We start from the raw sequence: 20,500 nt of genomic DNA, 5'->3' as shown, positions 1-20,500 counted from the left end.
AAACTCGCTTGCCTTCATCATCTCACAGATTTTATGGTTTTCGGATAGGCCCTTACCGAGAGAAACTTCACAAAAGCGCTTCGCCGTCTCTGGGAGGAAGGGCAGAACACAACGTGGGTCTTTTGGATCAATGCAGTTGTTGTCAATCCGAGCGCTGCTGAGGTAGTTGATCAGCATTTGGTAAGTCGTGGGCAGATCCAGTTCTTCTAGCTTGAGTTGCATGTCAAACAAGCCGCGTTCGCTGGTTAGCAAATCTCCGGTCATGCCCATTGGGTGTCCTGTGAGCATGAACCAAGCTCGTCCTTTTAACATCCCTTGTGCATCGTGCATCAGTTGGCGTACCGTGCTGGGGTTTTGCTTATCGAGGTCATCAATGGCAATCAGAACGCCTTGAGGATATTTTTCTTGTGCGCGTTCTAGCAGGGTGTCTAGACTAACGGTAGGATATTGCGGTTTGGTGATTGGCAGGTCTTTTTCACCAGTCTTAGCGCCAAGACCCATACTGGCGCTGATTTCAGAAGTACGTTCCTTCAATAACCTATCAGTGGGAATGCCCATTTGGTAAAGCTGACGCTGTGCCCAATCGTCGTCTGACATTTCTCGCGCTAGGGCAATGAGGGCGGTGGTTGCCAGGTCTAGGTTTGCGGGGAGGGAGATGTAGGTCGTCAACATCTTTGGACGCTTTCGACGCAAGACCGACAATACTTCTAGCAAAAAGGCACTTTTGCCAATGCCCAGCCGACCATAGACGAGGATTCGGCGACGTTCACGACTTTGGAACAGATTAAATATCTGACGCAGTTCGTTTTGTCGCCCTGTGAAGATGCGCTGCAAGGTTTCGCTTCGCAGGTCGGTGGGGCTTTCGGTAAAGGGAATTTCCTTCAGTCCTAAGCGCTGAATGTTGCTAGATGACTGATCAAAAATATCGTCGGCAGTGGTCATACAGTCACCTCAGCAGTTTGCCGTTCTATCGCTCGTTGTGCAGCTTGATAGAGATTATCCACCTCCGCCGCTCTGTCGGGCTGCTGCAATTGATGATAGCTTTCACGCGCTTTATCGAGTTCCGCGAGACCTTTTTTTAAATATCCTTGCGACACGAGGACACTCCCCAGTCCGGCGCGGCTTTTGGCGATGCCTAGTTCATTTTTGAGGTGGTCGTAGAGACGGAGAGCATCTCGATAGTAAAGACGAGCATTATCCCAATCGGCGAGGATTTCGTGGGCGCGTCCGGTTTGGAATAGAGCGTTAGCGTGAGCTAGAGGATCGTCTCCGGTGCTGAGTTGCCGGACGCTGTTGAGCAAAAGCTGGAGTCCTTCTTGCCATTTGCCTTCACGCACCAGACGACTGCCCAAAATGGATTGAGTGGTGGGTAGAGCCTGCCAAATCTGTTTTCTGTCGTAATGTTCGGGACTAATCGCATCTAAGGCGGTCTTATAAGCTTGCAGTGCCTGCTCTAGATCGCTGGAATTTTGGCTGTGTTCGTAGCGACGGGAAAGGACACTCCCCAATCGATACTGGGAGTCAATAAAATCAGGACTGCCAGGGGCTGAAACTCCTAATGATTCTTGAAGTAAAGCAACAGCGGTATCTAGATCGCTGGTGTTGTTTGTCAATGAAGACCGTTTCATCAAAGCCTCTGCCAGATGTCCCTGGTTTTCTGCCCACTTGTGTGGAGATGCCTCACGCGTGAAGACTTGGGCAGCTTGTTTGTAGATTGAGATCGCCTGCTCTAGATTGTCAGTTTGTTCTCCGCGAACACGATCGCTGTAGGCGTTTGCCAGATTATGCTGCGTCTGCGCCCAATTTTCCGGGAATGCCTCACGGGTGTAAACCTGTAAAGCTAACTCGTAAGCCGTGATCGACTGTTCTAGATTCTCTGTCCGATCCCCTCGAATGCGATTACTGTAAGCATTGCCCAGATTGTTTTGCGTCCCTGCCCAATTTTCCGGGAATGCCTCACGGGTGTAAACCTGTAAAGCTAACTCGAAAGCCGTAATCGACTGTTCTAGATTCTCTGTCCGATCCCCTCGAATGCGATTACTGTAAGCATTGCCCAGATTGTTTTGCGTCCCTGCCCAATTTTCCGGGAATGCCTCACGAGTATAAACTTTTAGCGTAAGTTGATAAGCTGTAATGCTTAACTCTAGGTTTAGTAGTCGATCGCCCAAAGGAAAGCCCTGAATCAAATCACCAAAAGCCCGAAAAAATTGGGCAATGTTTTTCCGAGATTCCAGCAACTTCTCTGTTGTCAATGTTTTGAATACAAGGGGCAACGCTTCTAACAGTGCCTCATCCAACTTTGCTTTGTTAGACTCGAAAAATTGATGAATTTGGGTCTGATCTCCCTGAGTCTCAACCATGCGCTCTATAAACGCTTGCATAAACTTCTTTGCATTCCGCATCGATGGTTGAGATTGCCCAAATCCTTTTCTTTTCATATCCTCTAACTCATGATTGGATACTGCTTCAACCTGCTTTAGACATTTTCCCCATCAGTTACCCCGCCTCAAGTTGTAACTGCGATCGAGGGGTATTGCTCTAACACCTGCTTGAGATAGTACCCGGTATAAGAAAGCGGGTTTTGGGCGACTTCTTCGGGCGTACCGATCGCCACAATTTCGCCGCCACGATCGCCTCCTTCTGGCCCCAGATCAATCACCCAGTCGGAGCAACGAATCACATCCAAATTATGCTCGATCACTAGAACGGAATTGCCCTTGTCAGCAAGGCGTTGAACCACATCAAGCAGTTTGTGAACGTCGTAAAAAGACAGTCCTGTCGTGGGTTCGTCGATCAGATAGAGGGTTTTGCCTGTGGCTCGACGAGACAGTTCGGTGGCGAGTTTGACGCGCTGGGCTTCTCCACCCGACAGAGTGGGGGCAGTTTGACCGAGCCGCATGTATCCCAAACCGACATCGGCCAGCGTTTGCAGTCGAGTCGAGGCTTGAGGAATGTTTTTGAAGAATTCTGACGCTTCTTCAACGGTCATGCTTAAGACATCGGCGATCGACTTTCCCTTAAATTTTACCTGCAAGGTTTCTCGGTTGTATCGTGCGCCTTTACAGACTTCACACTGCACATAGACATCGGGTAAGAAGTTCATCTCGATTACGTTTACGCCTTGCCCACTACAGGCTTCACAGCGGCCGCCTTTGACGTTAAACGAGAACTGTCCCGGTTTGTAGCCTCTGGCTTTGGCTTCGATCGTTTCGCAAAAAACATCGCGAATGTAGTCAAACACTCCAGTGTAAGTGGCCGGATTGGAGCGAGGCGTGCGACCGATCGGAGACTGATCAATGACGATCGCTTTGTCCAGTGCATTCAAACCAATCACGGGCTGCATCTCTTTGGGTTGAGGAATCTTTTGCCCAAAATTGTGCTGAATCGCCGGAAACAGGAGTTCATTCACCAGGGTCGATTTGCCCGATCCCGAAACCCCTGTAATACAGACCAACTTACCCAGCGGAATATCGACATCAATGTTTTGCAGATTATTGCGGCGGGCATTACGAATTTGCAGCGATCGACCGTTGCCTTCTCGCCGCTCGCTAGGGGTATGAATGACGCGCCGACCTGATAAATACGCCCCTGTGAGGGAGTCTGGAGCATCCAACATCTCTTGCAGACTGCCCTGAGAGACAATCTTTCCGCCATGCACGCCTGCTCCCGGCCCAATATCGACGACATAATCCGCCGCTCGAATGGTTTCTTCATCGTGTTCAACGACGATCAGCGTATTGCCGAGATCCCGCAGTTTGGTCAGGGTGTTGAGTAGACGGGCGTTGTCGCGCTGGTGGAGTCCGATGCTGGGTTCGTCGAGAACATATAGCACTCCCGTCAGACCTGCCCCGATTTGAGTCGCCAACCGAATGCGCTGGGCCTCGCCGCCCGAAAGCGTCATCGCGGTACGATCGAGCGTCAAATAATCCAATCCCACATCCAGTAGAAATTGCAGACGCGCCTTGATTTCTCGCAGCACCAGATCGCCGATTTGCGCCTGACGATCGCTCAGTTTCAGTCCATTCACCCGATCCAGACATTCTCGGATTGAGACGCTGGTGAGATCGCTGATTCGGTATTGTCCCAACCGCACGGCGAGAGATTCTGGTTTGAGTCGTTTGCCGTCGCAGACTTCGCAGGCTTGATCGACTAAATACTGTTCTAGCTTTTGTTTGTAGAGGTCAGACGTGCTTTCTTGATACTGGCGATCGAGCAGGGGAATGGCCCCTTCATAGCGTCGATGGTAGCCCTTGCCTTCGCGATACCGAGAGTCTGCCTCAATCCAGATCGGATCTTTGGAGCCGTGTAAGAGAACGTGTTGCTGTTCGGCGGTGAGGTTTTCCCAGGGGGTCTGAATGTCGAATTTGTAGGCTTCGGCAACGCTGCAAATCAGCGACAGGTAATAGGTGTTGTCTTTGTCCGACCAGGGCGCGATCGCCGCATACACAGGCAATTTGGGATTGGGCACCACCAGTTCGGGTGAGAAGGTGCGATGGCTACCCAGTCCGTGACAGTTGGGACAGGCTCCATAGGGCGAGTTAAAGGAGAAGAGTCGGGGAGACAGTTCTTCCATGACTGCGCCGTGTTGGGGACAGGCAAAATTTTCAGAGAAAACGAGTTCGGGAGGGGCTTCGGGGGCGGTTTCTGTTCCGTAGGTTCCGGTTTTTTCGGCGGCTTTGGCGGTGTTTTGAGGAAGGGCGACTACATTGTTGGTTTCGGCAGGCAACACGTCGATGACAGCAATTCCTCCCGAATGACGCAGACAAGTGGTGAGAGAATCGGTCAGACGCTCCTGAATGTTTTCTTTTTTGACCAGACGATCGACCACAATTTCAATGGTGTGATACTGATTTTTGTCGAGTTCGATCGAGTCGCTGAGTTCGCGCACTTCGCCGTCAATTTTCACCCGCACAAACCCTTCGGCACTGAGGCTAGAAATCAGTTTGCGATGCGTCCCTTTTTTGCCGCGCACCACGGGAGCCAACACTTGAAAGCGAGTCCGATCGTCCAATTCCATAATGCGATCGACCATCTGATCAACCGTCTGAGGCGCGATGGAGCGATCGCAATGGGGACAGTGTGGCTCTCCGGCCCGTCCATAGAGCAGCCGCATGTAGTCGTAGATTTCGGTGACGGTGCCGACGGTGGAGCGGGGATTGTGAGACGTGGACTTTTGATCGATCGAAATGGCGGGACTGAGACCTTCGATCGCATCGACATCCGGTTTATCGACCTGCCCCAAAAATTGTCTTGCGTAAGCACTGAGCGATTCGACATAGCGCCGTTGCCCTTCTGCAAAAATCGTGTCAAACGCCAGCGAAGATTTTCCTGATCCCGAAACGCCTGTGAAAACGATCAAGCGATCGCGCGGCAGTTCTAAGTCAATATTTTTGAGGTTGTGTTGTCGTGCCCCTCGAATCCGAATGGTGTTGAGGGAAGGGGTTTTTGAGGTTTGGATCAGGCTCTCCAAATCAGAATTCAAACTTAGCTCAGGGCTTTGAGATTTGCTGACACGCTTTGGCATTGAGGGACACGATGAAATAGTCCTTTATGATTCTATCGTTACAGTCAGCGATCTAGTTGTTGCGTACTAGATAAGTTAGTACGAGCTTTTGAGCGGGGTCAGTTCCATAAAGTTTTCTCACTTCGTTGTTGGGGACTTCTGCCTCCCAAGCTGCCAATTCTGGGGAACTTTAAGAGAGGGTGAATTCGATGGAGTTTTCTCGCTTCGTTGTTCAGCGCTTCTGCCCCAAGCTGCCACTTTTGGAGGACTTTGAGACAATATTTCTCGTTCAAAGTCCCCCATTTTTGGGGGATTTAGGGGGCTGCCCGGATTGGTAACCGTAGCGAAGGATGATCATCGAATTCACGTTAGAAGAATTCTGGTTCAAAGTCCCTCACTCGTGGGGGATTTAGGAGACTGCCCAAATTGCCAACCGCAGTGAAAGATTTCATCCAACTGGCGTTAATTCACACGCTTGACCGCTAGAGTCGCTTGTAATTTTTCTCGATCGCGCATTGCGGGCTGGAAGTCAGGATTTTGCTCAAGGGCACGATCGTAAGAGCGCAGCGCTTCTGAATATCGCTTCATTTCACTCAAAACTCGACCTCGCCAATACCAGGTGCTATGACTGTGAGGCTGAAGCTGAACCGCTTTGTCAAAACAGACGGCAGCTTCTTGATATCGCTTTAATTTGATCAGAGAACTGGCCAGACAGCGCCACAGATGCGGATTGCTGGGTTGAAGCTGGATCGCTTTGTCGTAGGAGCCGATCGCTTCCTCATATCGTTTGAGCGAAAACAACACATTTCCTCGCCAGCGCAGCACTTCTGGATCATGGGGATTAAGCTGCATTGCTTTGTTGTAAGCCATCACCGCCTCCGTATAGTGATGCAGCTTCTCTAAAACTTGCCCCTTTTGAAACCAGGTTCCGTAGTCATCAGAAGCTTGAATCTCCGGTTTCGTAGTCGGCAAAACGGTAGAATTTTCCTCCCAAGGTGAATTGCCTTGCAGGACGGCTAGAACTCGTTGCCGACCGTCGATCGCTGCCTGCAAATCAGGTTTGATCTGAATCGCCCGATCGTAAGACTGCATCGCCTCCTCAAACTGCTGGAGGGCTTCTAAAACTTTGCCGCGATCGTGCCACGCCCAATAGTGGTCAGACTGAAACTCAACCACCTGGTCATAACAAGTCAGTGCCTCTGGATAGCGCCGCAAATTTTGCAGAACGGCTCCTCGTTTAAACCACGCCAGCGCATCATCTGGCTGAATCTGGACGACGCGATCGTAAGCGATAATCGCCTGTTCATAATTCTGCTGATTTTCTAGCGCCATGCCGCGCATCAACCATGCCAGCCCGTCATTAGGATTTTGCTGAATCGCTCGATCACAGGACGCGATCGCTTCGTCATAATGCTGCAAATCGTAGAGCGCATCCACCTGTTTTAATTGACTAAGCAACCGTTTGCGACTCTCGACCGCCAGTTGAAAATTGGGCTTGACCTGAACGGCTCGATCGTACGCCTCTACCGCTTCTTCAAATCGATGCAGATTTTCTAATATCTTGCCGCGATCGTGCCACGCCCAATAATTTCCCGGCTGAAGCTGCACTACTTTTTCGTAACAAGTCAGCGCTGACTCAAATCGACACAAATTTTCACAGACTGTCCCTCGCTTAAACCACGCCAAATAATCATCGGGCTGAAGGGCAACCACCCGATCGTAAGCGTCCAACGCCTCCTCAAACTGCCGCAAATTTTCTAACGTGATACCCCGCTTAAACCAGGCGACATAATCATCAGGATTCGCCAAAATCACTTTCTCGTAGGCGGCGATCGCTTCTCGATATCGCTGGATCTGAAATAATTCGTCGCCGCGCTCTAACCACGCTGAATACACCTCGTCGATCGGCGCTTTGGCTCCCGGTGGCACGATCAGATTGATGAAGCCACTGTTGAGTTCTTTGAGGGCAGACAGCGCTTCGGCGGCAGTTTGGTAGCGTTGGCGAAAATCGTAGCGCACCATCACATCCAATATGTCGGCAAGTTCTAAACTGACTTCGACCCCTTCGCGCCAGAGAATTTCACTCGTTTTGGGATCTTCGCGCAGCTTTCTAGGAGAAACGCCCGTCAACGCCTGAATGCCAATCATGCCCACGGCGTAAATGTCGCTGCTAAAACTGGGTTTTCCGGCAAGCTGTTCGTTGGGCATGTAGCCAGAAGACCCGACGGCGATCGTTCCTGTTTCTCCTTCTTGAGCAATCTCAATCTGTTTGACCGCCCCAAAGTCAATCAAAATCACCTTCCCGTCTGACCCACGACGAATCAGATTAGAGGGCTTGATGTCTCGGTGAATCACCTGCTGCTGATGGACAAACTCCAACACCGTGAGAATTTCTTGCAGCAGTTCAACGACTTCGGTTTCTGACAGAGCCTTCCCCTGCTTAAATTCTTGGCTCAAAACCGTTCCTTCGACAAACTCCTGAACCAGATAAAATTCCTGATTTTCCTCAAAGTGAGCAAATAATCTGGGGATCTGGTCGTGATTGCCCAAGACGTACAGCACCTCTGCCTCTGTATTAAAGAGTCGCCTTGCGGTTTGCCAAGCGTCCACACTCACTTTGGGTTTGAGTTGTTTGACCACACATTGAGGGTTACCGGGTAGATGCCGATCTGCTGCAAGATAGGTCTGCCCAAAGCCGCCGCCTCCCAAGTGACGCAAGAGGTTATAACGCCCGCCAAGAACCTGATTTAGCATAAACGAATAGATGCGAGTGCAGACGGTGCTATTGGGGAAGTGCGATCGTCTGTGTCAGTAGTCGTAGCGTTCCCAGGCAGCAAACTTGAGCAACAAACTTGAGCAACAAGGGAATGATTGATTGCTGCGATTTCTATTGGGTTGGCTGGGCGATTACTAAAAGTAATTTTGCTCTGGTGAAAAGGGATGGCGATCGACATGATTACCACAATGATTGCGATCGAGTTACACTTCAGAAACGTCCCAAAATCCTGCATCAATTAAGAACTTTGAGTTAGCAAGTCGGCGGGAAGCCCCGCGCTCTACCCGTACCCAGGTGAGCGTCGGGATGAAAGCCAGAGCGTTGACGAATTGCTGCTTTGCAAGATGACAAAACGCAGTTGAGGCTCTGATTAGCAGCGATGAGGAAACGCCAATCTCCCACGCTGCAAACGAGTGTGATATAGTCAGAACAAGGGTTTGAGCTAATCGCCGCCCTGCAATCTGAACCACGACAACTCAAAGTATGGGGTTGCATCCAGTAATGCGCGAATTCGCGTTTCTGTGGATGCGTAAAACTTTGACAGTACAGGGGTTGCGCTCAGCCTTGTAGGAGGGTTTCCCTCCGTAGAGGACTGAGTAAGAAGAACATACTTTCGGTACTTGTTCAAAGTCTGCGGTAGGGCATTCCGTGGACTCAAAATAAAGCTCAGGTAACGTCCGATGCAATAGCAGGAGTCACTGAGAAGCCCGCTCTGTATGCGTCAGCGTCAGAGTCGGGAGTATGTCACAACGCTTATCCTGAAGTCCACCAGAATCGGCAGCTTGGGGAGCAGAAGCACCTAGTAGCGGCGTGAAAAAACTTTATCGAGAGGTTGCTTTAGCCGTTTTTCATCGCTCGCTGCATGTCTCGCTGGTCGTCGCGACGTTTGACGCTTTCTCGCTTGTCGTGCAGCTTTTTACCTTTAGCAAGCCCCAAAACGATTTTGACCCAGCCGCGTTTAAAGTACATCTTGAGCGGCACCAGTGTTAAACCTTGCTGTTCGACCTGTCCGACCAGTTTGCGAATCTCTTTGCGATGCAGCAGCAGTTTGCGAGTCCGACGCGGATCGTGGTTAAAAAACTGACTGGCAGTTTGGTGAGGAGAAACATGAACGTTAAGCAGCAGCACTTCGCCATCTCGGACTAAGGCAAAGCCGTCTCTCAGGTTGACCTTGCCTTCCCGAATCGATTTAACCTCAGTGCCAACTAGCTCGATCCCAGCCTCATAGGTCTCCAAAATCTCGTACTGGAAACGGGCCTGACGGTTATCGCTGACAACTTTGACGCTTTCATTCTTCTCGCTCATGGGACTATTTTAGCGCGATCGCTTCCCTGCCTAGCCTTCCCTACAGAAGATTTTGGCTCAAAGTTGGGCAGAGCCGATTAGCCCTAGTTTTGGACTTACTAAGTAGCTTTAAGAATTGTGTGGATGGAATTGAGACCAAAGTTCTCAAAATTTTATACGAATTGCATCCTACGATACAAAACTCAGTGCTCAAATCCCCGAAGTTTCTAGTATTCCTTAATCATTTCATTACTCGCAGCAATCAGTGGAGCAAGCCTTCTTAGAGAAATGATGTCAAGACACTGAATCTGCGGTCTGAAAAGCCATTTCGGACTGTCGTCTCCCCTGTCTTGAGGAGAAGGCCCTACCAAATTGATGTCGTTTATTCACCGAGCAAAGTCCCGTTATGATGTATCGCTCAACGCTCAAAAAAACCCTTGAAAAGCGAAAACTCGATCGCGCTTCCAAGTGGTTCAATCCCGATTGGTACGCCAAACAGCTAACCCCCTCTTGGCAAGCCTGCATTCCCCTTGCTCTGATCATTGTGATGCTGTGGGGCTACGCTGGAATTGCCCAAACGCCACCGCCCACGATCGAGTCTGTCTCCCAGGCCACCGCAGAACTCAAAATTGGCATCGACACCATGTGGGTGATGATCGCCGGAATGCTGGTGTTCTTTATGAATGCGGGTTTCTGCATGTTAGAGACAGGCATGTGTCGCCAAAAAAATGCCGTCAACGTGCTGGCAAAAAACTTAATTGTGTTTGCTCTGTCCACCGTCGCATTTTGGGCGATCGGCTTTGGACTGATGTTTAGCAACGGCAACAACTTTTTGGGCACGAGCGGCGGCTTTTTTCTCACGGGTGCTGACAACAGCCCGGCGATGGGAGATGCCTACCAGGGGATTTTCTCAGCCTTAAATTGGACAGGCGTACCGCTGGGTGCCAAGTTCTTCTTTCAACTCGTGTTTGCCGGGACAGCAGCGACGATCGTCTCTGGGGCAGTTGCCGAACGCATCAAATTTATTGACTTTTTGATCTTTAGTTTGCTGCTGGTAGGAATTGCTTACCCGATTACGGGTCACTGGATCTGGGGCGGCGGCTGGCTGGCTGATGCAGGCTTCTATGATTTTGCTGGCTCGACAGTGGTGCACGCAGTGGGCGGTTGGGCTGCGCTGATGGGGGCGGCTTTCTTGGGGCCCAGAATTGGCAAATACAACTCTGACGGCTCTACAAATGCTCTGCCTGCTCACAACATGAGTATTGCGACCTTGGGGTCACTGATTTTGTGGCTCGGCTGGTTTGGCTTTAATCCTGGTTCAACGATGGGGGTCGGCAACGGTTCTCTGATTGCTCACATCGCGCTAACCACCAACACAGGTGGGGCATTTGGTGCTTTGGCTGCGACGATCACCGCCTGGGTCGTTTTGGGCAAGCCTGACCTCTCGATGGTGATCAACGGATTGCTGGCGGGTTTGGTGGCTGTTACGGCTCCTTGCGCGTTTATCAATGCGGGGTCTGCGGCGGTAATTGGTGCGATCGGCGGCGTGCTGGTGGTTTTTGCAGTCGGCTTCTTTGACAAGTTAAAAATCGACGACCCAGTGGGTGCGGTTTCGGTTCACCTGATCAATGGGGTGTGGGGCACGTTGGCTCTGGGTCTATTTAGTCAGGGGGGCGAGTTTGGGGCGGCTCCGGCTCCAGCCGCAGGCTTGTTTTATGGTGGCGGCATCAATCAACTGTGGGTGCAGTTCTTGGGTACGATTTCTGTGGCTGGCATCACTGTTTTGCTCTCCAGCATTTTCTGGATTTTACTCAAATCAACGCTGGGTATCCGCGTTACGGCTGAAGAAGAGTTTGAAGGACTGGACATTGCTGAACACGGCATGGAAGCTTACGCTGGCTTTATGAAAGAAGTCCCCGGACTGTCGGGTGGTGGTAGCAGCTCTCCGACGGGTGAGATTTCTGGTAGCGCCAAACCTTATTTGTAAGCTTGATTGGCTTCGTGAATTCGATCGACTTCATCAAGAATCCCTCTATCGAATTCGCAAGTCATTAAATCTGGTTGCTGTGGTTGAAATTTGGAACTTATGGATCGTTTTTTGAGAACGCGATCGCTCTGAGCTTCTAGTTTTAATCCCAGCAATTTTTTTGCATTTCGATCGCCCTTCAAAGGTTGTGAAAGTCATCTATGTCAGTAGCGAAGGAAGCTTTCATAACATTGGGGTTCCCGCCGCTTTGGGGCAATTCATCCCACGATTCAGCAATGCCCAGCATGAGTATCCGCGAATAGTCTGACAAGGTGAGTGGATAAAACGAAGACTCCCAATGGTTGGCGATCGGGAGCCTTTAGTTATTTAAAGTAAATCTCTGAAGTGAAGCTAACGGCGTTTTTCTTGTTCTCTTGCTTTTTCTTGACGACGACGATCGCGCCAATCACTCAGCGTCAGGTAAGCAATCCCGCCAGTGACCACAAACAACAGCCCAAAAGCCACTAAAACAAGTGTGCTAAAAACAGTGGATTCCACAATCTCTCCCAAAATATCTCAACGGTGGGTCTTGAGTTTTAAGCCATCATCAACTCAAAACTCAAAACTCAGCACTTAGAAGCCGTTGCGTCCCCAAATCACCATTGAGATAGAGAACGTAAACACCGACAAAAGCGCGACCCAACCTAAAGTCAGAATATCCATAGTGGCACTCTCAAAAACATTACGAAAGGATGCTAACCATCATCATAAAACAAAGATGTGGTAGCTTTACTCTGGGTTTGAGAATTGTAAAGATGAATGGATCATCTGATATGACTTTGGTGGAGCGAGTTGAGTCAGTCAAGGCAGGCATTTTTTCGGCGCTGTCGGTTGCGATCGCCTTTACTTTAATGACCTTGATCAATCGATTTATAGGAGCGATCGGGGTTGAGCCGTTGGCGGAGTTGCAGACTGTTTCGGTGAATGCGCTGTTAAGTGGGGCGATCGCGATCATCGCTGGCTTTTTGTTTGGCATCACTTATCGCTACGTGATTCGCCAAGACCAAAATTCTCATCTCAAGTCGGGCGCTGTTTTGGCGTTTGGGCTGGTGCGAGGATTGGCGCAGATTGATGTTGGGGTAGCGAGTCGGGGCGTTTTGCTGCCGTTTGTCGTTTTGGCGATCGAGAGTGTGTTGTTGTTTGCGATCGCTCGTCTCATGCTCGATTGGACAATGGCTCAAGGCTGGCTCAGACCCTCTCGCGGGATGTCTTGAAGCTAGAGAAGTTTGACCGCCAACCCACCCGCGATCGCAGAGGTAATCGCCGAAGTGAAGGCGATCCCAAATAGCCACCAGGCGGCTGTCGCGACTTTTTTGCGCGTTTCTTCTGCTTGATGCTGTGCTTGTTGTTTGAGTACTTCAAGACGCTGCTGAGTTTCTTGTTGAAGGTGTTGGGCTTGTTGTGAGAGGCTGAGACGAACGGAATCAATCTGATCGACAATCCGGTGAGCGATCGACTCAGGTAAATCATCGCGAGATTTAAGAAATTCCAGGATGGAGTCGCGGTTGACTGCACTGAGGCGATGACTGATCGAGGCAATTCCCGCTTGAGGATCGCCCAGTAATGACTGAACATCTTGCTTGATGCGATCGTAGTCCAGGTCAGGCAGTTCTAGAAATGTCAGGCGATCGCGCAGTTGAGTGACCGTGTTGGCGATCGTCGTTTGCATCTGTTGTTGGATTTGCTGTAGCTGTTGAGTAAAGTGTTGCAGGTTTGATTCGACCTGTTCGACAATCTGGTTGGCTTCTGTTTCGGTCAGATCCGATCGCTGTGAGAGGAGTGAAATCAGTGCGGTGCGATCGAGGTGAGAGATGTGATCTCTTCGAGTTACCCGCAAGGGGTTGCTCAAGTGTTGTAATCCTGATCTTGAACTGTATAACAACTGTTGTAGATCGTGTTGAATATTCTCTGGCGTTAGTTCTTCTTTATCGGTGTTGCTGAGATAATCTGACAGCGTTTCTGAAAACCCTCGATTGGGTGTTTCTGTGCCCAGTGTTTTTGTTCGTAATGCCAATCGTCTTGGAGCCTTGCTCAGATGGTGAATGGGAACCGTCGATCGATGAATTTTGCTGGCTGCATAGACAGGGTTTGGCTCAGACTCGCTCAACTGATTCCAGGCTTTTTCTAGCTGTTGAACAAGTTGTTGAATGCGCTTTTCGCTTAAGTCTTGACGATCGATTAATCGCTGTTGAATGGTGGTGCGATCGAAGGTTGGCAAAGCTGGTTTGAGGTCGGCTAAGTCGCTCTGACAGTCTTTGACAAAGTGTTTGACTTGGCGTTGAATATTTTTAGCCGTTAGCTTTTCATTAACATCACTAATGTAGTTCTCAAATCTATTCCATAAACTAGTCGCTTCTGTGTCAATTTCTTGATCACGTTCGCCTTCACTGATCTGAATCTCTGTGAGAACGGTTTGACGGACGGCTTCGAGGCGATCGACTAGCTTGCTCAATTTAGCGGGTGTCAGATCGTCCCGTTTTTGCAGCACTTTCGTCAAATAATCAGGATTCAACGGTGCCAGTTGTTTTGAGATTTCTGCGGGGTCGGCCTCTGGGTCATAAATGACATCTTTAAATTCTTGCTGCACTGTTTTGCGCGTCAGTTGCCACGGGTAAGCATGGAGCAAATAATCTTCGACATCGGCTTGAATCAAATTGACGGGTGTGGAGGATTCCCCAGTCAAGGATTGAAGCTGACCCAAAATCTTGCTGACATCCCAATCTGATAAATCCACTCGTCTCAAAACGGTTCTTGCTAACTGTTTGAGGTCTAAAGACTGCATGGCCCCTTGTCGGGAACTGGAAGCGGTTTCTTGTTCCTGCGGTTTGGGCAACCAGTCTGTTAATTGTTGAGTCAAAACGTCTGGCTGGGCAGACTGCAAAAAATCAAGTAGTTGCGATTGGGGGGCAGTTTGAGAAGCGCCCTCTTGCCAGACCGATTCGAGTTGGTCGAGCAATTGATTGACATCTCGCTGAGACAAGTCAGTTTGATCCTGAATCAGAGCCGATAGAGAGGCGCGATCGAACTCCACAGGCATTCCTGCTGCAACGCTTTTTAAGTCAGATTGATGAATCATCTCAGCCAACTCATTGCGAATCGTTTGCAAGTCTAATTGAGGTGACGGCAGCGTTTGTAAATAATTTTGCAGCGTTTCGACAACCGTTGTTTGAGTTTTGTCGTCCGTCGTGCTGATTTCTTTGCTGATTTCTTGCTGTAGCGATCGCAGGGCTGATTCTTGAGCGGCAATTTGTTCTCGAAGCGTATCTGTAATTGATTGTTTTTTGCGTCCTGAAACTGCTTCCATTACCGTTGTCATTAATCCTTGGAGACCCGATGCCAGTGTCCCAAAAATGGCTCCCAAAAGAGAACCAACCGCCTGAGAACTCACCCACACCCAAATCAAAAGATACGCCGCCCAAATCACAATTCCCAGGATTGCTCCCACAATCAGACTGGTAGAGAGACTCAGCTTCACCGCCAAAAAACAAGCGATAAACAACACCCCATTCACCGTAAGCAGCGTTCCTGCCCCGATCGCCCATCCGATCACATGCCCATTTGATTTAGGCTGATCAGACTTTGGCTCCTCCTCATCAAGCTTTGCAGGAAGATACCCGATCGCTGTCACACCTGCCGCAACCCCAAAACTCGTCAGCAATAATTGGACGGCAAACGCAATCAGCAATCCCGTGAGCAGCGTGGCGAAAATTGGTGGAGCAGATGAGATCATGACTTCTCCCGGTGTTTGACCCTGATGCTACTCATCTTTTTTGAGCCTCGCGCCTCTCTCAAGTGAGAACTGTGCAGCGTCGTGAGTTAGAGAATCGCTAAAATCGCAGCGCTTTATCTGCATAACGACGATCGCGATCTCTGATAACTAATCACAGATGCAAACCCCCAATCTTGTGACCCACCTGATATGTTCAACTCGACTCGAAACAGTGCGCTACTCGATCGTGCTTCTGCAATTCAATCTTCGGTAGAAGGTTTGTCTGCGCTGACCACTCAGCCGCTCGGCAGCTTGTTGAAACTGGGGGTCTGAGTTCCGTCATCGTTTTCGCGCACCATTGAGATGTGTTCTCGTTCACGAACGATTTCAAAACCAAGAGTTCTGAGCGCTTTGATGACTCTGGCTTTGGGCGCGTCTTTGGGAAACTTGGGCATTAGACGGTTGTTTCTGCGACGAAGGCTTCTAGAACGAAAGATTCTGGCTCAAGGACTGCTTCACCGAAGGTCTCAATGTGAAATCGGATAGCGGATTTGACATCGGCTAGGGCTGCTTCGTAGGTGTCGCCCTCGCCAACGACTACGCCTTGAATACCCAAAGGATAGGCAACGTAGCCATCAATATGTTTTTCAACGATGATTTTAATGTTTTGCATCGCGTTGCTTCCTCATCTCAATTTCGCTCATCGGTAACACGCTCATCGGTAACAACAGTGTATCTTCAATTTCTTGCCGCACGTCTCGACTGAGAGAGCGATCGCTGTTGGTTAGAAAACGGGGTTTTCAGAGGTTGACTTGACGGGCTGCTTCGGCTTCTAGAAGGGCGAGGGTGGCGGAGGCTTCTGCGAGATATTGGGCGATGTTGGCACGAACGATCGGGTCTTGCTCTCGCTGCAATTCTTTGACGTGAAACAGGACTCTGAGGCGGCATCCTTGCAGAGATTCGGGGTCGATCGCGTAGCGGTGTGATTCAGACATCTAGGCTTTCCTCCTGCACTTCAACTCTAATTAGTTGGCGGTTAAGTTCAGAGTATACAAACTTTACACCTGCCATGACGTTACCTTGTATTTCGATGTCGTGACGTGCTTCGGTTGGGGTGAGAGAACGATGTCGTACCAAAATAGTGTATTGACCGGAGAGCAAATTTGTGAAGATGGCGATCGCAGACCTTAGCATGACAGGCTGTTGATCTAAAACAGAGCCTTCTGAGGCGAGTAGAACAATCACCAGTTCTCCGTCTATTGAAGACATTCCCGCACCTTGCTCGTTTCGGATCACCACAATAATGTCTGCCAATTGATTCACTCCCTACTATTTTTTCGCGCTTCGATTTCGCTGATTGGCAGTAATAACGTCTCTTCAATTTCTTGCCGCACGTCTCGACTGACATAACAATCACTATTTAGACAATCGATCAGCAGCTTGTTGGCATCGTAATACTGCTGTAGCAGTTGCTTCTGTTCATCGCTAAACCGTACTTCATGTTCGCTATTACCAGGTTCATTTATAGTTCTATTTATAATGTCCTGTAACTCAATCCAAGTTTGTTCATTATTTATATACGACTCAAATTGATATGAGGTATTCGGTAACTGCTTTTTAAGCTGTCTTAACTCAGTCTTTAAGCCAGGAGCGGCTTCACAAACCTTGGTGTAGATATCAATGAGAGTACGAGTACGATTTTCAATGGAATTATAATACTGGTTATCGTAAGCGTTGACGCGATTGTGGCCAGCTTTGTAGCGCTCAATGATCTCGCGGTTAGACTCAGAGATATAATAGGGGTAATTGTCAGGGTGGGAGATAAAGTCTTCAAAATCACGATCATCGACATAGAGGAATCTAGCAACTTTACGGGCTGATTCGCGAAGTTCAGAATAAGTATGAGTACTATTAGAAGTAAGATCGAGTGCCAGGTTAAGTAACCGATTAAGCTCACGATTGCGCGAATGAGCAGGCTCATGACTATAAACAAGCTCAAGGGCGCAGTCATGAGGTAAGTCGAGAGCAATCGCAAGATCGAGAGGAATGGCAAGATCAAGAGCGAAGTACAAAGCTCGAACACCAGCTAACTTATAAGGGAGTTTCGCTGAAATGGACTTTTGATCAATTTCTCTCAAAAAGTTTTGCATCGTCTCATCCGAAGCAACTAACTTATTAGTCTTTTGCTTCATCAGTTTCAGCAGATCATCAGCATTCCGCATCATGCTTGTAGTGAGCAAAAAGACCTCACGCCAGCGCTTCTCTGTGAGATGTTGTACTAAATTCTCATAGGTAGAAGTTTCAACAGTTTCTTTAGATACAAAATACTCCTGAAAGGTCAAGTGAGAAAATGAATAGATGCTTTTTGCGCGTTCTACAAACAGTCCGTGTTGAGCTTCTATTGATTTCAATACGGCTTCACTATCCATTCGTAAAATCTCTGGATCTGAGTCCACGTTTGGTAGATTCCGAATAAAGTCAGAAATGTAAGCCTCTAACGTTTTTTGCTTAAAGAAATACTCCTTCCGTTGAAATGTTTTGAGCGCAATTTGGCTCAACAAATCTTCTTTGCGCTTAATCGAGAGATTCTTGTAAAGCTGATCTCGTTGAATGTTGCGTTTGCCATCCCATTTTTTGAGCAAGACATCTAAGCCTTCCTTGTAAAGCTCAGAACGATTTGCCGGAAAGTCTGCATTCTCTCCAAATACGAGACATAGCAGCGTCAGTAATAAAGGACTGCTGGCTAATTCTCGAATCGGTCTATTCTCCTTTAGCTTTTGGATGAAACGCTTTACCCTCGTTGGGTCACTCTGTCGAAACCAGTTTTGAGCAAAGATAGTAATTTGTTCTTCGTCAAAATCTGCCACCTCGACTTCAGTAAACCGCTCGAACGTGTACTCTTTAGCAGCAATTCGGCATGTAATTACAAAGTTATTTTTGTAATAGCCATCAGAGAATTCGCGAATTTCACTTAGTATCCTCGAATAATCCTCTTCTCTAACCTCATCTAATCCATCCAGCAAAACTAATGCTCTCCCCTGTTTAAACGGTAGAGCAGCCTTTTTAACGTCTAGATCTAAGTATTGGTCAGTAATGTATGTAGCTAGAGTTGGTTTATCTTTAGCTTCTGCAAAATCTTTGAGCGTGATGAAAATGGGAATGCGGTTTGCCTGAAAGTTACCTTCAATGCACTGCATCGCCAAATATTTTAGAAAGGTCGATTTTCCTGCACCCGGTTTGCCCAGCACCATGAGTTTGCGATGCTGTTCTACGGCTTCCAGTCCTGGCACTCGTTTCTCAGTGACTTGGCTGAGTCCAAACCGCTCGAACTCCTCAACCCCACACCGCCGCAAAATCTCTGCAATCTCTAACCGATCTCGTCCTGTGACTCGCTCCAGAATATTGACGTTGGTGTAAATCCCGTGTTCTCCAGTTAGCTCGATCTTTTGCATCATGTCGAGAACCTTCATCGTGCTGCATTTTTCATGCACGATCGGTCTTATCTTCTCGCGGATTTCTTGAACGATCGCATCAATTTCAGCGCTGCTTGCTTCTGGTTCTGTTGGTCGTTCGATCACGTCTTCCCAATTCAAATTCAGCGCAGTGCAAAGCTCAACGAAATTGTTGCGATCAATAGCCCTGCCAGCAAAAAAGGAACTAACGGTACTTCGAGACACCCCAGCAGTCTCAGCTAAACCTTCTTGCGTCAAGCCAGCAGCATTGTACTCTCGTCGGATTTGTTTAAGTCCTTCCTGAGACGCATGACACGATCGTTTTGCCTTTTCCATGAGCCTAAATTTGGGTGCTTGTGAGCGATCTTACACAACTCACACAAGTTATGCACAAGTCAAGCCCATACTCCATCAAGAACTCAAAGATCAGCTTGAGAGATTGGATGTATCGAGTTAACCAATCCTCACCATGCTTCAAAAACAGAACCTCAACAAGAAAAAATGGCTGAAAGTGATCGAATTTGCCGTGGTTGGGTTTGCCCTTTGGCTCAATCCGAGCGCTAGCTTTCTGATCTTTCTGCTAAAACTCTGCTTTCAAATTCTGGTTGCCCTGCAAAAAGACGAAGACAAATAGATCAAACAGGGGGCGATTCCTTCCAAAAACGAAGCGAACTCTTCGGGAAGCCACGCGATCGCCCTTTCAACCACAACAATTAAACTCTGAGGTCAAGCATTCCTATTTGAAACGAGAACAATCGTGTTGTGAAGCGAAACGATCGTGTTGTGAAGTGAAACAATCAAATTTTGAGATGGAACGATCGCATTGTGAAGTGAAACGATCGTGTTGTGAACACCAACATTCCGATTTGAAACGAGAACGCACCCTCCGGGAAGCGAAGCTACCGTGTTGTAAACAGCAACATTTCTGTTTTGAAGCGGAACGATCTCTTTCCCTGACCAACGCAATATTAAAATAGCCGTAGCAATCTGCTTGAGAAACGATGAATACGATCGTCATCAACCCAAAACTCAGCAAAATTTTGGCAGAATTGAAGGCACAGTTTGAGATGGTGCATGGCGATCGGCTCCTTCATCTCATTTTGTATGGCTCTCAAGCACGAGGCGACGCAGAATTTGGTTCCGATATCGACGTTTTAGCTGTGCTGAAAGCTCCAGTCAATCCAGGTGAAGAAATCTTGCGAACCGGGCAAATCGTTGCAGATCTCTCACTCCAACATGACGAAGTGATCAGTTGTCTATTTATGGATGAAAACCGTTACCAAACTCGCAATGGCTCCCTCCTGCGGAACATACGCAAAGAGGGCATCCTGCTGTGACAGACGACCAGCTTGAGCTTTTGCTAAAAGCACGTCAAAGTTTCTCTGCTGCGAAGTTACTCCTGGACAACCACTATCCAGATTATTCAGTTTCTCGTGCTTGATAGAAGCGCAAGACTTGCGAAACGCAGGAGATTATGGACAACTGAACGCTATCAGCAGTGACCAAGCCACCGAGCAACTCAACCGCGCCGACCCCTTGCGGGTAACTCGAAGAGATCGCTTTCTCAAACTTGCTGAAACACTCCTCGGCGATCTACCACCTCAAATAAACGTCGGTTCGATAAATAAACGTCGGTTCGATGAGAGCGGTTCGCTTCGTTTCAATCGGCTTCAGCCCCCTAAATCCCCCAAAATTGGGGGACTTTGACCCAGAAAAAGTTCCATTCAAAGAAATTATGCTGATTCAAAGT

Annotated in this window: 18 protein-coding genes; 5 read left to right on the top strand and 13 right to left on the bottom strand. The window is 48.7% G+C overall.

The features are described 5' to 3' along the window. The 6 genes from ACKFKF_RS28125 to smpB form a co-directional block, all read right to left on the bottom strand. Nucleotides 1-942, bottom strand: a 942-nt coding sequence (locus ACKFKF_RS28125) for an AAA family ATPase (RefSeq protein ID WP_446870669.1), incomplete at its 3' end; no start/stop codon positions are given. Next, nucleotides 939-2,438, bottom strand: coding sequence for a tetratricopeptide repeat protein (locus tag ACKFKF_RS28120; protein ID WP_446870667.1), 1,500 nt, complete (start codon nt 2,436-2,438; stop codon nt 939-941). The genes ACKFKF_RS28125 and ACKFKF_RS28120, both read right to left, overlap by 4 nt. A gap of 68 nt (nt 2,439-2,506) precedes the next feature. Continuing rightward, nucleotides 2,507-5,524: an excinuclease ABC subunit UvrA gene (uvrA, locus tag ACKFKF_RS28115; protein WP_446870666.1), complete on the bottom strand. Its 3,018-nt coding sequence runs from the start codon at nt 5,522-5,524 to the stop codon at nt 2,507-2,509. Between the two features lie 441 nt (nt 5,525-5,965). Then, nucleotides 5,966-8,257 (bottom strand): tetratricopeptide repeat protein, encoded by a 2,292-nt coding sequence (locus tag ACKFKF_RS28110; RefSeq protein WP_446870665.1) that lies wholly within the window; start codon nt 8,255-8,257, stop codon nt 5,966-5,968. 225 nt (nt 8,258-8,482) lie between these two features. Next, nucleotides 8,483-8,749 (bottom strand): hypothetical protein, encoded by a 267-nt coding sequence (locus ACKFKF_RS28105; protein WP_446870664.1) that lies wholly within the window; start codon nt 8,747-8,749, stop codon nt 8,483-8,485. A 367-nt stretch (nt 8,750-9,116) separates the two neighbouring features. Then, nucleotides 9,117-9,584, bottom strand: a complete 468-nt coding sequence (smpB, locus tag ACKFKF_RS28100) for an SsrA-binding protein SmpB (protein ID WP_446857738.1) — start codon at nt 9,582-9,584, stop codon at nt 9,117-9,119. A gap of 385 nt (nt 9,585-9,969) precedes the next feature. On the opposite strand from smpB, the gene ACKFKF_RS28095 reads away from it, so the two are divergent. Next, complete coding sequence (locus tag ACKFKF_RS28095) at nt 9,970-11,550, top strand: ammonium transporter (protein ID WP_446870662.1); 1,581 nt, start codon at nt 9,970-9,972, stop codon at nt 11,548-11,550. A gap of 390 nt (nt 11,551-11,940) precedes the next feature. Here the strand turns inward: ACKFKF_RS28095 and ACKFKF_RS28090 are convergent, their stop codons facing one another. Together ACKFKF_RS28090 and petN are read right to left on the bottom strand one after the other, a co-directional pair. Further along, nucleotides 11,941-12,087 (bottom strand): hypothetical protein, encoded by a 147-nt coding sequence (locus ACKFKF_RS28090; protein ID WP_446857740.1) that lies wholly within the window; start codon nt 12,085-12,087, stop codon nt 11,941-11,943. A 75-nt stretch (nt 12,088-12,162) separates the two neighbouring features. Beyond that, complete coding sequence (petN, locus tag ACKFKF_RS28085) at nt 12,163-12,252, bottom strand: cytochrome b6-f complex subunit PetN (RefSeq protein WP_446857741.1); 90 nt, start codon at nt 12,250-12,252, stop codon at nt 12,163-12,165. Nucleotides 12,253-12,344: 92 nt separating this feature from the next. On the opposite strand from petN, the gene ACKFKF_RS28080 reads away from it, so the two are divergent. Beyond that, the gene (locus ACKFKF_RS28080) at nt 12,345-12,803 is read left to right on the top strand and encodes a hypothetical protein (RefSeq protein ID WP_446870661.1); all 459 of its coding nucleotides are present in this window, start codon (nt 12,345-12,347) and stop codon (nt 12,801-12,803) included. 2 nt (nt 12,804-12,805) lie between these two features. Here ACKFKF_RS28080 and ACKFKF_RS28075 read toward each other — a convergent pair whose 3' ends face one another. Then, a complete protein-coding gene (locus ACKFKF_RS28075) occupies nt 12,806-15,319 on the bottom strand; it encodes a sulfite exporter TauE/SafE family protein (RefSeq protein WP_446870660.1) in 2,514 nt (837 codons plus the stop codon). 189 nt (nt 15,320-15,508) lie between these two features. Between ACKFKF_RS28075 and ACKFKF_RS28070 the strand changes: the two genes are divergently transcribed. Then, nucleotides 15,509-15,631, top strand: coding sequence for a hypothetical protein (locus tag ACKFKF_RS28070; protein ID WP_446870659.1), 123 nt, complete (start codon nt 15,509-15,511; stop codon nt 15,629-15,631). Nucleotides 15,632-15,752: 121 nt separating this feature from the next. Here ACKFKF_RS28070 and ACKFKF_RS28065 read toward each other — a convergent pair whose 3' ends face one another. From ACKFKF_RS28065 to ACKFKF_RS28050, 4 genes are all read right to left on the bottom strand, one after another. Further along, entirely contained in the window at nt 15,753-15,971 is a 219-nt protein-coding gene (locus ACKFKF_RS28065) for a type II toxin-antitoxin system HicB family antitoxin (protein ID WP_446857745.1), read from the bottom strand. A 127-nt stretch (nt 15,972-16,098) separates the two neighbouring features. After that, nucleotides 16,099-16,293 carry a hypothetical protein gene (locus ACKFKF_RS28060; protein WP_446870657.1) on the bottom strand — a complete coding sequence of 65 codons (195 nt, stop codon included), beginning with the start codon at nt 16,291-16,293 and terminating at the stop codon, nt 16,099-16,101. Then, nucleotides 16,286-16,612 (bottom strand): hypothetical protein, encoded by a 327-nt coding sequence (locus tag ACKFKF_RS28055; protein WP_446857747.1) that lies wholly within the window; start codon nt 16,610-16,612, stop codon nt 16,286-16,288. The genes ACKFKF_RS28060 and ACKFKF_RS28055 overlap by 8 nt, the downstream gene beginning before the upstream one ends. A gap of 5 nt (nt 16,613-16,617) precedes the next feature. Beyond that, complete coding sequence (locus tag ACKFKF_RS28050; protein WP_446870656.1) at nt 16,618-19,086, bottom strand: NACHT C-terminal helical domain 2-containing protein; 2,469 nt, start codon at nt 19,084-19,086, stop codon at nt 16,618-16,620. A gap of 133 nt (nt 19,087-19,219) precedes the next feature. Between ACKFKF_RS28050 and ACKFKF_RS28045 the strand changes: the two genes are divergently transcribed. Beyond that, on the top strand, nt 19,220-19,384 hold the full coding sequence (locus ACKFKF_RS28045) for a hypothetical protein (protein WP_446857749.1): 165 nt from the start codon (nt 19,220-19,222) through the stop codon (nt 19,382-19,384). Nucleotides 19,385-19,751: 367 nt separating this feature from the next. Then, nucleotides 19,752-20,087: a nucleotidyltransferase domain-containing protein gene (locus ACKFKF_RS28040; RefSeq protein ID WP_446870655.1), complete on the top strand. Its 336-nt coding sequence runs from the start codon at nt 19,752-19,754 to the stop codon at nt 20,085-20,087. Nucleotides 20,088-20,500 lie beyond the last annotated feature (413 nt).

It is taken from the genome of Phormidesmis sp. 146-12, from assembly GCF_052939495.1.
The sequence above is the reverse complement of the archived record's forward strand: the minus strand, read 5'-3'. Positions and strand labels throughout refer to the sequence as shown.